The organism is Sandaracinobacteroides sayramensis (assembly GCF_022014495.1).
Classification (GTDB): domain Bacteria; phylum Pseudomonadota; class Alphaproteobacteria; order Sphingomonadales; family Sphingomonadaceae; genus Sandaracinobacteroides; species Sandaracinobacteroides sayramense.
The window spans coordinates 112,778-127,379 of the sequence record NZ_JAKLSQ010000007.1 but is presented as its reverse complement, the minus strand read 5'-3'; the positions used below and the strand labels follow the sequence as shown (position 1 = coordinate 127,379).

General features: G+C 64.6%; 13 protein-coding genes. 10 read left to right on the top strand and 3 right to left on the bottom strand.

Annotated features, from left to right (window positions below; genetic code table 11):
- Position 1 precedes the first annotated feature (1 nt).
- From L6Q21_RS06100 to L6Q21_RS06080, 5 genes are read left to right on the top strand one after another with little or no spacing between them, the layout of a single operon-like run.
- Positions 2–895: an enoyl-CoA hydratase gene (locus L6Q21_RS06100; protein WP_237829790.1), complete on the top strand. Its 894-nt coding sequence runs from the start codon at positions 2–4 to the stop codon at positions 893–895.
- On the top strand, positions 888–2,258 hold the full coding sequence (locus tag L6Q21_RS06095) for an aromatic ring-hydroxylating oxygenase subunit alpha (protein WP_237829789.1): 1,371 nt from the start codon (positions 888–890) through the stop codon (positions 2,256–2,258). The genes L6Q21_RS06100 and L6Q21_RS06095 overlap by 8 nt, the downstream gene beginning before the upstream one ends.
- Before the next feature lie 2 nt (positions 2,259–2,260).
- The gene (locus L6Q21_RS06090) at positions 2,261–3,052 is read left to right on the top strand and encodes an SDR family oxidoreductase (protein WP_237830024.1); all 792 of its coding nucleotides are present in this window, start codon (positions 2,261–2,263) and stop codon (positions 3,050–3,052) included.
- Between the two features lies 1 nt (position 3,053).
- Entirely contained in the window at positions 3,054–4,232 is a 1,179-nt protein-coding gene (locus tag L6Q21_RS06085; RefSeq protein ID WP_237829788.1) for an L-lactate dehydrogenase, read from the top strand.
- Entirely contained in the window at positions 4,229–4,969 is a 741-nt protein-coding gene (locus tag L6Q21_RS06080) for a 2-oxo acid dehydrogenase subunit E2 (protein WP_237829786.1), read from the top strand. The genes L6Q21_RS06085 and L6Q21_RS06080 overlap by 4 nt, the downstream gene beginning before the upstream one ends.
- A gap of 12 nt (positions 4,970–4,981) precedes the next feature.
- Here the strand turns inward: L6Q21_RS06080 and L6Q21_RS06075 are convergent, their stop codons facing one another.
- Together L6Q21_RS06075 and L6Q21_RS06070 are read right to left on the bottom strand one after the other, a co-directional pair.
- Positions 4,982–5,527 (bottom strand): VOC family protein, encoded by a 546-nt coding sequence (locus tag L6Q21_RS06075; RefSeq protein WP_237829785.1) that lies wholly within the window; start codon positions 5,525–5,527, stop codon positions 4,982–4,984.
- Positions 5,517–6,734, bottom strand: coding sequence for an aromatic ring-hydroxylating oxygenase subunit alpha (locus tag L6Q21_RS06070; RefSeq protein WP_237829784.1), 1,218 nt, complete (start codon positions 6,732–6,734; stop codon positions 5,517–5,519). The genes L6Q21_RS06075 and L6Q21_RS06070 overlap by 11 nt, the downstream gene beginning before the upstream one ends.
- A 323-nt stretch (positions 6,735–7,057) precedes the next feature.
- Here L6Q21_RS06070 and L6Q21_RS06065 point away from each other — a divergent pair, with 323 nt between their 5' ends.
- The 4 genes from L6Q21_RS06065 to L6Q21_RS06050 are packed head-to-tail and all read left to right on the top strand — an operon-like array spanning position 7,058 to position 11,617.
- Positions 7,058–8,293, top strand: coding sequence for an aromatic ring-hydroxylating oxygenase subunit alpha (locus tag L6Q21_RS06065; RefSeq protein ID WP_237829783.1), 1,236 nt, complete (start codon positions 7,058–7,060; stop codon positions 8,291–8,293).
- A gap of 26 nt (positions 8,294–8,319) precedes the next feature.
- A complete protein-coding gene (locus tag L6Q21_RS06060) occupies positions 8,320–9,723 on the top strand; it encodes an aldehyde dehydrogenase family protein (protein ID WP_237829782.1) in 1,404 nt (467 codons plus the stop codon).
- Between the two features lie 12 nt (positions 9,724–9,735).
- A complete protein-coding gene (locus L6Q21_RS06055) occupies positions 9,736–11,304 on the top strand; it encodes an acetolactate synthase large subunit (protein ID WP_237829781.1) in 1,569 nt (522 codons plus the stop codon).
- 10 nt (positions 11,305–11,314) lie between these two features.
- Positions 11,315–11,617 carry an NIPSNAP family protein gene (locus L6Q21_RS06050; RefSeq protein ID WP_237829780.1) on the top strand — a complete coding sequence of 101 codons (303 nt, stop codon included), beginning with the start codon at positions 11,315–11,317 and terminating at the stop codon, positions 11,615–11,617.
- Between the two features lie 12 nt (positions 11,618–11,629).
- On the opposite strand, the gene L6Q21_RS06045 is transcribed toward L6Q21_RS06050, so the two are convergent.
- Entirely contained in the window at positions 11,630–13,024 is a 1,395-nt protein-coding gene (locus L6Q21_RS06045) for an FAD-binding oxidoreductase (protein WP_237829779.1), read from the bottom strand.
- A 172-nt stretch (positions 13,025–13,196) separates the two neighbouring features.
- On the opposite strand from L6Q21_RS06045, the gene L6Q21_RS06040 reads away from it, so the two are divergent.
- On the top strand, positions 13,197–14,543 hold the full coding sequence (locus L6Q21_RS06040) for a spinster family MFS transporter (protein ID WP_237829777.1): 1,347 nt from the start codon (positions 13,197–13,199) through the stop codon (positions 14,541–14,543).
- Positions 14,544–14,602 lie beyond the last annotated feature (59 nt).

Sequence of the window (14,602 nt, the reverse complement as noted above, 5' to 3'; positions counted from 1 at the left end):
GATGGCGCCCATATACGAGACCGATAAGCCCATACTCTATGAGCGGAGTGGGGCGACTGCGTGGATCACTCTGAACCGCCCGGACTATGGCAACGCGCAGAATGCGCAGATGCTCTACGCCTTGGACGATGCCCTTGTGCGCGCGTCGGAAGATCCGGAAATCCGGGTGATCGTGCTGAAAGGGGCGGGAAAGCATTTTTCCGCCGGCCACGATATCGGCAGCCCCGGTCGCGACGCGGATCGGCCCGCGCCGCGCCGTGCGACCCTTTGGGGGGATCATTCCACCCTGGACGGCGCGGCAAAATATTATGTGCGGGAACAGGAGGCCTATCTTGGCCTCTGCCGTCGCTGGCGGGAGTTGCCGAAACCGACGATCGCCGCCGTGCATGGCGCCTGCATCGCCGGCGGCCTTATGCTGGCCTGGGTCTGCGATCTTATCATTGCTTCGAGGGATGCGGTCTTCAGCGACCCCGTGCTGCGCATGGGCGTACCGGGTGTCGAATATTTCGCCCATGCCTTCGAGATGCATCCGCGCGTGGCGCGAGAGTTCCTGTTTCTGGGGGAAAGGATGAGCGCCGAGCGCGCCTGGCACCTTGGGATGGTGAACCGTGTGGTGGACCGCGAGGCGCTGGAGGCCGAAGTGGAGGCGGTGGCCGCGCGGTTGGCCGAGCTGCCCGCCTTTGGCCTGACGCTTGCGAAGCAGGCGTTCAACGCCGTCGAGGATTTCGCCGGCAAGCGGTCGGCGATGGATGCCAGCTTTCACATGCACCATCTGGCCCATGCCCATAACGCGCTCGTCAATGGCAATGCGATCGCGGGAATGGACGCACGGGCGATGGCCACGGCATCGGTTCGGGCGACCGAAACGAGGGAAAGAGGAGGAATTTATGGCTGACGCCGATGCAGCGGGTGGCCGCGAAGCGGCCAAGGGCGTGAGCTGGTTCGAGCTGGCAAAGGCCGACACCGGCCGGATTCCCGACCATCTGGTGGAGGATCATTACCAGTTCCTCGGCTCCGAGCCTTTGGACGTGGCCCGCTACACCTCGCCGGAGTTCTTCCGGCGGGAAATCGAGCAGATGTGGCCGCATGTCTGGCAATATGCCGCGCGGGAGGAGGAGTTGCTGAATCCCGGCGACAGTGTTGTCTATGAAAACGCCGGTCGGTCCTATGTGCTGGTGCGCCAGGCGGACAACAGCGTGCGCGCTTTCCACAATGTCTGCCTGCACCGTGGCCGCAAGCTGCGGCAGCGCAACGGCCGACTGGGGGAGCTTCGTTGCCCCTATCATGCCTTTTCGTGGAATCTCGACGGCACGCTGAAGAATATTCCCTGCCGCTGGGACTTCACCCATCTGAAATCGGAGGAGATGAGCCTGCCGGAAGCGCAGGTCGGCCAATGGGGCGGCTATGTCTTCGTAAAGGAGGCCGAGGGTGGCCCTTCGCTGGAAGAGTATCTGGCGCCGATTCCCAGCCACTTCGAGCGCTGGAAGCCCGAACAATGTTTTACGACGAAATGGGCCGGCAAGGTCATCAAGGCCAATTGGAAGACGTGCATGGAGGCCTTCATGGAGGCCTATCATGTGATCGCCACCCACCCGCAGATCATGCCGTTCACGGCGGACGCCAATTCCAAATATGATCTCTACAGCGACCATGTGAACCTGATGATCACGCCTTTCGGCCTGACCTCGCCCCATGTCGAGCGACGGGTGCGGGACGAGCAGTGGGTGATCGACCAGTTCCTGAAATACAATGGCCGGGTCGTGGAGCCCGGAATGACCATCGACGTCGAGCCGGGCGAGACGGCGCGGCAGGCGATGGGCAAGCATAACCGGGCGCGTTTCGGCAAGCTCTACGAAGCCGACCTGTCCGATGCCACGGATTCCGAAGTGCAGGACGCCTATACCTATAACGTCTTCCCCAATTTCTCGCCCTGGGGTGGGATGGGGCCGCAGGTGGTCTATCGCTGGCGCCCCTGGCCGGATCACGAGCACACCTTGATGGAGGTTCGCCTGATCCAGCGCCTGCGTCCGGGGGAGGAGATGCAGCCGTCTATCCCGATGCATTTCCTGCAGGAGGATGAGAATTGGGAGGGCTATTTCGGCCAGCTCGGTGCCATCCTCGATCAGGACATGGGCAATATTCCCTTCGTTCAGGAGGGGATGAACTGTTCGAAGACGGGCAAGCTGCAGCTTGGCAATTATCAGGAAATCCGCATCCGCCATTTCCACCAGACCCTCGATCGTTACCTGGAGCGTTGATCATGAGCAGCGGACTGGATCTTGGCCTGACGGGCCGGAAGGCCATCGTGTGCGGATCGAGCAGCGGTCTTGGCCTCGCCTGTGCCCGGGCGCTTGCGGATTGCGGCGTGGAACTGGTTTTGAACGGCCGCCACCGGGAAAAACTCGAAGCGGCAGCCGAGGCGATCGCGGCCCGCACCGGCAATGCGCCTGCCATTGTCGCAGCCGATGTCGCCACGCCGGAAGGGCGCGCTCAGCTGCTCTCGGCCTGCCCCGATCCAGACGTTCTCGTCACGAATGCCGGCGGCCCGCCGGCGGGGGACTTCCGTAGCTTCGACGAGGCGACCTGGCTGGCCGCCATCCAGGCCAACATGCTCTCTGCCATCTTCCTCATCAACGGCGTGGTGGATGGGATGATCGCCCGCGGCTGGGGGCGTATCATCAATATCACCTCAGCGGCGGTGAAGGCGCCGATGGCGCCGCTCGCGCTCTCCAATGGTGCGCGCAGCGGCCTTACGGGCTTTGTGGCGGGGGTCTCGCGGCAGGTGGCGCCGCACGGCGTTACCATCAACAACCTGCTGCCAGGCCCCTTCGCGACCGACAGGTTGACCGGATTTGCCGCCCGTATGGGGGCGGAGCGCGGTGTCGGGGCAGACGCCGTGATGGCGGAAATGGCAGGCGCCGTCCCAATGGGCCGTGTGGGCGATCCGGATGAATTCGGCGCCTGGTGTGCCTTCGTCGCGAGCCGCCAGGCCAGCTTCATGACCGGACAGAATCTGGTTCTGGACGGTGGTGGCTACCCCGGCATGCTTTGAAATGCAGCCTCGCTCGGTCGAGGATTATCGCGGCCTCGCCGCGCGCCGCCTCCCCGCCTTCATGTTCGAATATGTCGATTCCGGTTCCTGTGCCGAAGTGACGATGCGCCGGAATCGCGACAGCCTGAACGCATTGGCGCTGCGCCAGCGTGTCCTGCGCGATGTATCGGAGATCGATACCTCGACGGAGCTGTTCGGCACGCGCTGGGCCTTGCCTTTCGCGCTGTCGCCAGTCGGTATGGCGGGCATGCTGGCACGCCGGGGAGAAGTGCAGGCAGCCCGGGCGGCCCGGGAGGCAGCGGTGCCGTTCACTTTGTCCTCGGCAAGTGTCTGCCCGCTCGAGGAAGTGGCCGCCGGCACCGGGAGCCCTTTCTGGTTCCAGCTCTATATGCTGAACGATCGCGGTTACATGCAGGAGCTTTTGCAGCGCGCCCGTACGGCCGGCTGCTGCGCTCTTCTCGTAACCGTGGATACGCCGGTGCTGGGCACCCGCTACCGCGATTTCCGTGCCGGTATCTCCAACGATCCATGGCCGGTTCGGGCTGCCCGGCTGGCCGGGCAAGTGGCGACCAAGCCGGCCTGGGCCTGGCATGTGGGCCTGCACGGCCGGCCGCACATGCTCGGCAATATGGCGGCCGCCGTCGAGGCTGGCTCGCCACTGGCCGCCGTGGCCGGCTGGATGCAGTCCAGCCTCGCGGCTTCGCTCGGCTGGAAGGATCTGGAGTGGATCCGCGACCGCTGGTCGGGGCCGCTGCTGCTAAAGGGCCTGCTCGACGCGGAAGACGTGCGCATGGCGGCGGCAAGCCCGATAGACGGGCTGGTGGTCTCCAACCATGGCGGGCGTCAACTGGATGGCGCCATGGCGACCGCGGAGGTGCTGCCCGGCATCGTCGATGCCGTTGGCGGACGCTTCCCGGTTCTGGTGGACGGTGGCGTCCGCTCGGGGGCGGATATCCTGCGCATGCTCGCATTGGGCGCCAGCGCGGTGATGGCGGGGCGGGCGTGGGCCTATGCGCTAGCGGCCGCCGGCGGCGCGGGAGTCGAACGCCTTCTTCAGCTCATCTCCCAGGAACTCCGGATCGCGATGGCCCTCGCCGGCGTGACCCGCATCGCCGATATCGGCCCCGATTGCCTCGGCGGCTTCTCCCGAACCCACGAAACGCAAGGACGCACAATATGACACAAGCCGACATTTCGGAAGATATCGCCGGCCGGCTGGAACTGTTGGGCCTGCCCAAGGGCAGCTACACGCTGGCATCGCACAGCCGGCTGCAGGCCTTTATCGCCGGCCGGCTGACGGAAGCGGCCCAGTCGGTCCCCAGCTTCCCGCTGGAGATGCATGTAGCCTTGGACCCGCTGCTGAAGGCCCGGGCTCGCTACAACAGCGAAGGCGGGCGAATCTCCGTCAACGATCTGCTGCTGAAGGCTGTGGCGCAGGCGTTGATGGAAGTACCTGAAGTCAACAGCAGCTTCACTTCCGACGGGCTGCTCCGCCACCGCCACGCCGATATTGCCGTGGCCGTCGCCACCGATCATGGGTTAGTGACCCCCATCGTTCGGCGCGTGGAAAGCCTCAGCCCCGGAGAGATTTCCGAAACCATGCGCGATCTCGCGGATCGCGCCCGGCGGCGGCGGTTGAAGCCCGACGAATACACCGGCGGGACATTCTCGGTCTCCAACCTCGGCATGTTCGGAATCTCGTCCTTCGGTTCCATCATCAACCCGCCGCACGCCGCGATCCTGTCCGTTGGCAGCGCTGAGCAGCGTGTCGTCGTGCGCGATGGCGCCAGCGCGATTGCGACCATGATGACGGTCACGCTGACCTGCGATCATCGCGCAATCGACGGCGCCACCGGCGCTCGCTGGCTGGCGGCTTTTCGCGCGCAGGTGGAAGCGTTGGACGCAGCGGGGAACTAGCCCCGCCGCCGTTCAGATGTCGCGAACGGGGTCTGCGCCATTCCAGCCACGGGCCGCGTCGCGATACATGGCGAAACGGGCATGGCCTTCCGGCGCCAGCTGCACCATCTCCACCATGGTGCCGGGGCCACCGCCGGTGTCGACATAGATGGCGCCGCCGCCCGGCCAATAGACTTCCTGCACCACTTCCATCCCCTGATCGACGGACTGCGCGCGCGCGGCCGTGATGTCGTCTACCGCGATGCAAACATGCTGCAGGCCCTCTTGGCCAGCGGCGGTCCAGTCCCGGTAGATGGAGGGGGCGTCGTTCAATTGCTCGATCAGTTCGATCTGCAGATTGCCCCAATAGCCGATCAGCACGTCGAAGCGGATTGGGCTTGGAGCGCCGCGATACAGGCTATGCTCGAAGGAGAGGGCGCGGCGGCGGAAAAAGGGGCCGGCGCCCATCAACTGTGTCCAGAAGCGGATCGCGGCTTCCATATCGCCGGGAACATAGGCGAGCTGGAATATCTCGCCCATGCGGGCGATCCGCGAGCTGAGAGCCGGCTCAGCCTTCATTGGCCGCATCCAGTATTTCCGCGATCTGCCGATGCTGTTTCTGCAGAACCGCCTCGTTCGCGCCGAAGCGCATCCGGAAGCCCGGCGGCGCCCAGCCCAGGTTGCGCTGGCCTTCGGCGGAGACGCTGTAATCCTCGTCCCGCACCACGGCGTGGATGAAGTCGTGCGTGGCCTCCCATGCGGACATCGGCATCTCCGGATCGGCATGGCCGGGGCGATAATGGGTCATCAGCGTGACCGATTTGCCCGGCTCGTCCCCGGGGAAAACGCGCGAGACGCCATAGAAGGGGCCGCCCCCCTGCATGCCGTTCACATTGATCACCGTGTTGGGGAAGATCATGTAGAGGCCGCCATAGTCGGAGTGAGGCCAATCCTCTTCCGGCAGGTTCGCATAGGCCGCGAAATCGGCGCGGGGGAAACCCAGCCGGGTGTGCAGGCCGTGCGGGCGATGCGTCATGGTGTTGGAGAATGCCAGCGAGCCGATGGTGGTGGGGTGCAGCGTGGCGAAATGATAGCTCTCGCCATAGGTGTCGAAGGCGTATTTCCAGTTGGCATCGGTGTGCAGCGTGCCGGATTTGGCCGGGACGGCCTTTTCGAGCTCCAGATGGCGAAGCTCCGCCGCCATGTCGCCCAGCCAGTCCTCTATGTCGATCGGGTCGCCGCCGGGATCGGCGCGGACGAAGATCATGCCGTGCCACTCCACCACCGGCACCGGCAACAGGCCGATCTTGTCGCGCTCCATGTCGGCAAAGCCCTCCTTGCCCGGCAAGCCGATCAACCGGCCGTCCAGATCGAAGGTCCATCCATGGAAGCGACAGGTCATGCGGCTGAGGGAATTGCATTCGGTCACAAGCCGGGCTGCACGGTGCGGGCACATGTTGAGGAAGGCATTCACCTCGCCGGCCTTGTTGCGGATGAGGAGGATCGGCGGGCCCAGCACATCGAACAGCAGCTTGTCCCCGGCGTTGGGGATATCCCCCGTCAGGCCCGCGAGGATCGGCCGCTTGCGGAACAGTTCGCGCCGCTCGGCCTCGAACCGCTCCGGGTCGGTGTAGGCGGCCGGATCGATCGGCATGGAGGCGGCGGCCAGATCGGTAGTCTTCGCGCGCATATGGGCGATGGTGCGGCGGCGTATGTCCTGGTGCGACACATGTCTTTCTTGCTCCCTGTCGTCGGCGTTGCCGGTTCCCTGGGGTTGCGATGCCATGTCCTGATCCTCCCGATTCCAGATGACAATAATTATATCACGCAGTATTTATTTAATGTGCGACTGCTTTTACCGCCTTGCGTCAGAAAGAAAGTGCGCGTTATATAAATTAGGGAAAGAGAGGGTGGATGTCCAGCGATTCCGCAAGGCTGAAGCTTGCCGCCAAAGCGATTGGCGAAATGCCCGTCGCGGCTGCTGCCATTGCCCCTGCGATCCGAATGCCTTCGGTCGTTCTGGATATCCGCGGGGCTTGTCTCGGCCATGATGTCGCCATGCCCGGCCTCATGGTTCGAGCCTGAGCCTCCGCCAGGGAGAAATACCGCATGGACCAGTCTACACAGGATCGAATTCGTTCGGAGATGGAGTGGGAAGCCGCTCGAAAGGCGCCGCCTGAAGGCTTTCCGGCGCTGCCGCCCATAGCGGCGGCCCGCTACACCGATCCTTCCTTCCTGGAACTGGAGATCGAGCGCATCTTCCGGCGTTCATGGTTGGCCGCCATCCGCGTGGAAGAGCTGGAATCGAGCGGAAGCTTCGTCGTCTGGGACAAGGTGGGCGTGCCGGTGCTGATCGTGCGCGGAAAGGACGATGTGGTGCGCGCCTTCCACAACAGCTGCCGCCACCGGGGCGCTGCTGTAACCCCCGCCGCGCGCGGGCGCGGCTCGCTGCTGCGCTGCCAATATCATAGCTGGTCCTACGACCTGACCGGACGGCTGGTGGCGGTGCCGGACGAACAGGATTTCTGCGGCCTGGACAAATCCGCCAATGGCCTGATCCCCATTCGCTGCGAGACCTGGGGCGGATGGGTGTTCGTGAACCTGGACGACGAGGCCGGGCCGCTGATGCAGCAGATCGGCCCGACAGTCGGGGAGTGGGGGGACATAGACGTGTCCACGCTTCGGGTGGTCCAGAACCAGACCAGCCTGCTGGACTGCAACTGGAAGGCGGCGCTGGATGCGTTCCAGGAAGTGTATCATATCAACACGATCCACCGGGATTCGATTGGCAAGGCATTGAATTCCAGGGCCTGCTCCATCGGACTTCTGCCTGGCGGCCATTCGCGGATGGTGGTGCGCTACCATCCCTGGGCGCTGGAGACGCTTGGCATGGATTCGCCCGACACGCCCAGCATCCCCGGGGCATTGGACATGCATCGCGACACCAGCACGGCCTATTTCACCTTTCCCAACCTCGTCACGCCGATCCGCTCCATTTTCATCCAGTTCATGCAGTTCTGGCCGCGCGGCGTTGGGCAATGCGAGATGCAGGTGACGGGGCTGGGGCCGGGCTGGGGCGATGGTCCGAGGCCCGATTATTGGGATCGGGCCGCACCGGCTTTTGCGAAGGTGCTGGATGAGGACATGGCCAATCTGGGCTCGATACAGCGCTCCCTGTCGTCTGGCGCACTGGATGGCGTGAGGCTCTCTTATCAGGAGCGTCGGATCTACTGGGCGCATGAGGCGATCGACCGCGCCATTGGTGCCGATTCCATTCCGCCGGGCCTTGCCGTTTCCCCGCTGTTGTCGACATTCGCCGAGCAGCCGGTCGCTACGGCCCATTGAACGAACTTTGCCATGAAGGATTGCGTGTGACGGATTACCCACTTCTGATCGGCGGCGAGTTGGTGCCGGGCGACGCGACGCTGGATGTGGTGAATCCAGCCACCGGTGCTGTCTTCGCGGTCGCGAGCCGGGCATCGGCCGCGCAACTCGACCAGGCGGTGGCGGCGGCGCGCGCGGCCTTTCCCGGCTGGCGTGCAACGGACGTGGCCGAGCGTGGGCGGCTGATCGGGCAGCTTGCCGACGCCGTGGAGGCCAACGCCGACGAACTGGCGCGACTGCTGACCGCCGAGCAGGGCAAGCCGCTAGCGGAAGCGCGGATGGAAGTGGATGGCGCGGCCGGCATGTTGCGCTACTTTGCAAGGGTACGGCTGGATCCGGAGGTGCGCGAGGACAGCGATCGCCGCCATGTGGAACTGGTCCGCCGGCCACTTGGGGTGGTGGGGGCGATCGTGCCCTGGAACTTCCCGCTGCTCATCCTGATCGGCAAGGTCGGGCCGGCTCTTGCGACTGGCAACACGATGGTCGCGAAACCAGCGCCCACCACGCCCCTGACGGCGTTGCGGTTCGGAGCGCTCGCGGCCGGCATCCTGCCGCCGGGTGTTCTGAACGTGATCGCCGACGCCAACGATCTGGGGCCGGCGATGTCTGCCCATGCGGGGATCGACAAGATCTCATTTACCGGCTCCACGGCGACCGGCACGCGGGTGATGCAGGGGTCCGCCTCGACCCTCAAGCGGCTGACGCTTGAGTTGGGCGGCAACGATGCCGCGCTGGTGCTGGACGATGCCGACCCCGTTTCGATCGCGCCCTATCTGTTTGGCGCCGCTTTCACCAACAATGGCCAGATCTGCGTGGCGGTGAAGCGCATATACGCCCATGAGCGCATCTATGACAGCTTATGCTCGGAACTGGCAGCGCTTGCCGACAAGGCCGTGCCCGGCGACGGGGCTGAGCAGGGTGTGACCCATGGGCCGCTGCAGAATGCGGCCCAGCTTGCGCGGGTGGAAGAACTGGTAGCCGATGCCCGCGAACGGGGGCGCATCATCAGCGGCGGCAGCCGCCCGGACCTGCCGGGCTTCTTCTTCCGGCCCACCATCGTGCGGGACATCGAGGATGGGTCGCGGCTGGTGGACGAGGAACAGTTCGGCCCGGTGCTGCCAGTCATCCGCTACAATGATCTGGACGACGCGGTCGAGCGGGTGAACCGCTCCCCTTACGGCCTTGGCGGCTCCGTCTGGTCTTCCGACACGGCGCGTGCGCGCTCCGTGGCCGAGCGGATCGACGCCGGGACGGTCTGGATCAACCAGCATCTGGATTCCCTGCCCCACATTCCCTTCGGCGGGGCCAAGGCCTCTGGGCTGGGGGTGGAGTTCGGGCGGGAAGGGCTGGCGGAATACACCCAGCTTCATGTGATCAACCAGGCGCGCTGAGGACGGATGTTCATGACGGAGACTGCCGAGACCGGGGCTAACGGCGCCGAAAGCCTGATCCGCACCCTTGTCGCTGCCGGGGTGGATACCTGCTTCGCCAATCCGGGCACGTCCGAGATGCATTTCGTCGTGGCGCTGGACCGCGTGCCCGAAATGCGCCCTGTACTGGGCCTGTTCGAAGGCGCGGTGACCGGAATGGCTGACGGCTATGGCCGCATGGCCGGGAAGCCCGCGGTGACCTTGCTGCATCTCGGCTCCGGGCTGGGGAACGGCATCGCCAATCTGCACAATGCGAAGCGCGCGAACACGCCGATGGTGAACATCGTCGGGGACCACGCTTCCTACCATCTGCAGTGGGACACGCCGCTCGTATCCGATATCGTTGGACTGGCGCGGCCGGTGTCGGCCTGGGTGCACCGCACGGAAAGCTCACGCACTGTAGGGGCTGATGCGGCTCGTGCTGTTTTCGCGGCGCAGCAGGCGCCGGGAGGCATTGCAACGCTGATCCTGCCTGCCGACACCGCATGGGGGCCGGGCGCCGGCGCAGCGCCCGCCCTGCCGAAGCCGCAGCCGGCCGCCGTGTCCGACGCAGCGGTGGACGAGGCCGTGCGTTTGCTTCGCTCCGGCTCGCGCACTGTTATCCTGACGCGCGGCGCGACGCTGTTGGAGCGCGGTCTCACCGCGCTTGGACGCATCGCGGCTGCCAGCGGCGCGTGGCTGATGTGCCACCAGCTTTCGCCGCGCATGCAACGCGGCGCGGGTCGCACGGTGGTGGAGCGCGTGCCCTACCGTGCGGAAGATATCGTGGGCATATTCAAGGAGGTGGCGAATCTGATCCTGGTCGGCACACATCCGCCTGTCGCGCCATTCGCCTATCCCGATTACCCGAGCTGGTGCCTGCCGGAAGGCATCGCCATTCATTATCTGGCGCAGGATCATGAAGACGGAGTATCGGCACTGGAGGCCGTGGCCGAGGCATTGGGGGCGCCGCGCGCACCTGCACTTCTGGCTGCAAGCGAATTGCCCGGACGTCCTGCCGGCGAATTGGACCAATTCTCCATTGGCGCCATCATCGCCCGTCATATGCCGGAAGGCACCATCGTGTCCGACGAGGCCGCCACCAATGGCCTTGGACCTATGCAGGCGACGCGTGGCGCGCCTCCGCATGAATGGCTTTCCAATACCGGCGGCGCCATCGGCCAGGGCATTCCCGTGGCCACGGGGGCCGCCGTCGCCTCTCCGGGACGCAAGGTGATAAATCTGCAGGCAGATGGCAGTGCCATGTACACCTTGCAGGCGCTTTGGACGCAGGCGCGCGAGAAGCTGGATTGCGTGACCATCATCTTCTCCAACCGCAGCTACGCCATCTTGACGGTGGAACTGGGCCGGGTCGGCGCGCGCAATCCGGGGCCTCGAGCACTTTCGATGTTCGACCTTGGCAACCCGGACATCGACTGGGTGGGCATGGCGCGCTCGCTGGGCGTGGAAGCAAGCCAGGCCGCCACCGTCGCCGAGTTCGAGGCGCAATTCATCGATGCCATGGCTCGGCCGGGGCCGAGGCTGATCGAAGCCGTCATCTAGGGGAACGCATATGCCCGTCTATCTTGAAGCCCGGATCCGTGCTGTTCCCGGCAAGTTGCGGCCGCTGGTGGAACTGCTGTCCGGCGAACTGATTCCGCTGATGCAGGGGCAGGGGTGGAAATTGCAAGGCCTGTTCGTGGGCAAGACCGGGCCGATCAACACGATCATCAATCTGTGGGAACTGGAGGACATGGAGCATTTCCGCCGCGCTTATGGCGGTTTTGTCGGCCATCCGGACTTCCCCTCGATCCGTGCGCGGCTGGACAGCCATGTGCAGGAGGAAGTGCTGACCTTCCTGGACCGGCGGGACTGAAGCCTTTGCGACTCAGGCGGGGAAGATACGCCCTCGCCCAAGGATGTTCGCAGGGTCTAATGCTGCTTTCAGGTTGCGCATCAGCGCCACGTCCAGTTCCGACCGGCAATGCCCGAGGTGGCGGCGCTTCTTGAGCCCGATTCCATGTTCGGCGGAAATCGAACCCCGGTGCCGCTCGACCACTTCGCAGACCCGATCCTCAATGGCGTTGTGCGTGCGGGCATCCGCATCGGGCGCGCCCACCATGATGTGGATATTGCCGTCTCCCAGATGACCGAGCGCGACGAATGGGCTGCCCGGCCAATTTGCCGAAACCTCCGATTCGCAATCGACCAGCATTCGCCCCACTGCGCTGGCCGAGGCGCTGATGTCGAATACCACGGGGTTGCGAATCATCGAGCCCATTTCCGGGCATTCGCGGATCGCCCAGAAATTCCGCGCATCCTGCCCGGAGCGGGCGATGGCGGCATCCGTCAACAGCCCTTCCTCAAGCGCCCTCGCCAGGAAGGCAGTGAACGCTGCTTCATGCCCCTCGGTCTGCATCGCACTGGATTCCACCAGAACATGGAAGAGGTGATTGTCGTGCAGGGGCCGCCTCAGCCCTGGGACATGTGCGATGACCCTGTCATGGAAGCTGGCCCACATCACCTCGAAGGCGGACAGGCCATCCCCCAGTGTCGCGCGGGCCGCCACCAGGAAACGACCGACGGACTCGAAGTCCGGCAGACCGCACCAGGCCGTCTGCACCGAGCGAGGCACCGCTCTCAGGCGCAGGACCGCGCGGGTGATGACGGCCAATGTGCCTTCACTGCCGGCGAGCAGATTCCGCAGATCGTAGCCGCTGTTGTTCTTCACCATATGGTGCATGTTGTCGAGAAGACGCCCATCGGCCAGCACGGCTTCCACGCCCAGAAGCTGGTCCCGCATCATGCCATATTTGATCACGCGGATTCCGCCGGCATTGGTGGCGATGTTGCCGCCGATGGTGCAACTGCCCCGGGCGCCCAGGTCCAGCGCGAACTGGAAGCCGGCCGCCGCCGCCGCTTCCTGGACGGATTGCAAGGTGGCGCCGGCTTCCACCACCATGGTCCCGGCGACCGGATCGATCGATTCGATGCGCGTCATGCGTTCCAGGCTGAGCGCGGCTTCACCCGGCTGAACGACCGCTCCGCCAGACAGGCCGGTGAGGCCGCCTTGCACAACCAGCGGCTGGCCGAGATCGTGACAGGCGCGCACTATCGCCGCCACATCCGCGCTGCCGCGGGGGCGCAGAACCGCGACGGGCGTGACTGCGGCGATGCCGCTCCAGTCCTGCCGTGGCGCGGATGCGGCGCCATCCGCGACGAGATCGGGGCCGAAGCGCCGTTGCAATTCCGCCAGGGTGGCCTGTGTCGCTGCGTTGCCCATTTTCGCTCCTGTCGAGACCCCGAAAGAAAAGTGCGCGCATCATTATTCGCCTGACGTTGGTTTGATGAGCCTGACGCCGCCGCTCTGAATTTTATCCACGACAATAAAATAGTATTGCACTGTATAATTTCTGTCGGCAAGGATAATGCAACGGAGCGACGGAGGGCCGACAATGGGTGTGGAGGAAAAGGGGGTGACGGCTCCGATGAAGGACGAGGACGACTATCCCAGCCGTGGTCGGGCCGCCTTCACCCTTGCCGTGCTCGTGCTGGCCTACATCGTCTCGTTCGTCGACCGGCAGATCCTTTCCTTGATGGTGGGGCCGATCAAGAAGGATCTGCTGCTCTCGGATTTCGAGATCAGCCTTTTGCAGGGCTTCGCTTTCGCAGTCTTCTTCTGCCTGTTGGGCATTCCGTTGGGGCGGATGGCCGATCGCCATAGCAGGCGGCTCATCATCGCGGCTGGCGTGTTTTTCTGGAGCCTGATGACCGTGCTGTGCGGCTTCGCCAACAGCTATGCCACTCTCTTCCTGGCTCGCATGGGCGTGGGGGTGGGGGAGGCGGCCCTGGCTCCGGCCGGCTATTCCTTGTTGGCGGACAGCTTCCGCCGCCACCGCCTGGTTCGCGCCACCTCGATCTTCACACTGGGCGGGATGATCGGCGTGTCGGTCGCCTTGCTGGCCGGGGGGCAGATCATCGACTATATCAATTCCAATGCGGCCATGCCCTTCGGTCTGGAGGGTATGGCGGCCTGGCAGGCGGCTTTCGTGATCGTCGGCATTCCGGGCCTGTTCGTGGCGCTGCTGGTGCTGATGATCCGCGAGCCGACGCGCAAGGGCGTAGGGCAGTCGGTTCCGCTCAACACCCGGCAGGCCTTCGCCTACCTATGGACACGCCGCCGCGACTATCAGGCGCTGTATGTCGCGGCGACCTTGATGGCGGTGCTGTCCTATAGCGGACTGACCTGGTTCCCCACCCATATCATCCGCAGCTTCGGCCTGACGCCGGGCGAAACGGGGTTGTTGCTGGGGGCCATCCATTTCTTCGGGCCAATCGCCGGCGTGACATTGGGCACTCTGCTGACCGAGCGTTTCGCCGCGCGCGGCCATGGCGACGCGTCCTTGCGGACCATCATGCTGACGGCGGGAATCGCCGGGCCGAGCTATGTCGCGCCGCTGATGCCGACCATCGAACTGACGGCCGCCATGTGGTTTGTCTCCGTGATCTTCCAGAACGCCTATTACGGCAATGCCTTGGCTTCGTTGCAGATGATCACGCCGAACCAGCTTCGCGCCACCAATTCGGCCATGCTGACACTTGTCGTCAGCCTGGGCGGTCTCGGAATGGGTACCGCAGTGATCGGCGCCATGTCGGACACGCTGTTCGCCGGAGATCCACGCGGAGTGGGCAAGGCCATGGCGATCGTTGGCGTCACCTGCGGGCTGCTGGCCAGCGTGGCAGCAGCCAGAGGGCGCAGCAGATTTCGCGAAACAATGCGTCTGCAAGGCGAGCGGGCATAAAAGTATCACATATGCGAATGATCGTGGATCATAAAAAGAATAACTTGTTGCCATTTCTT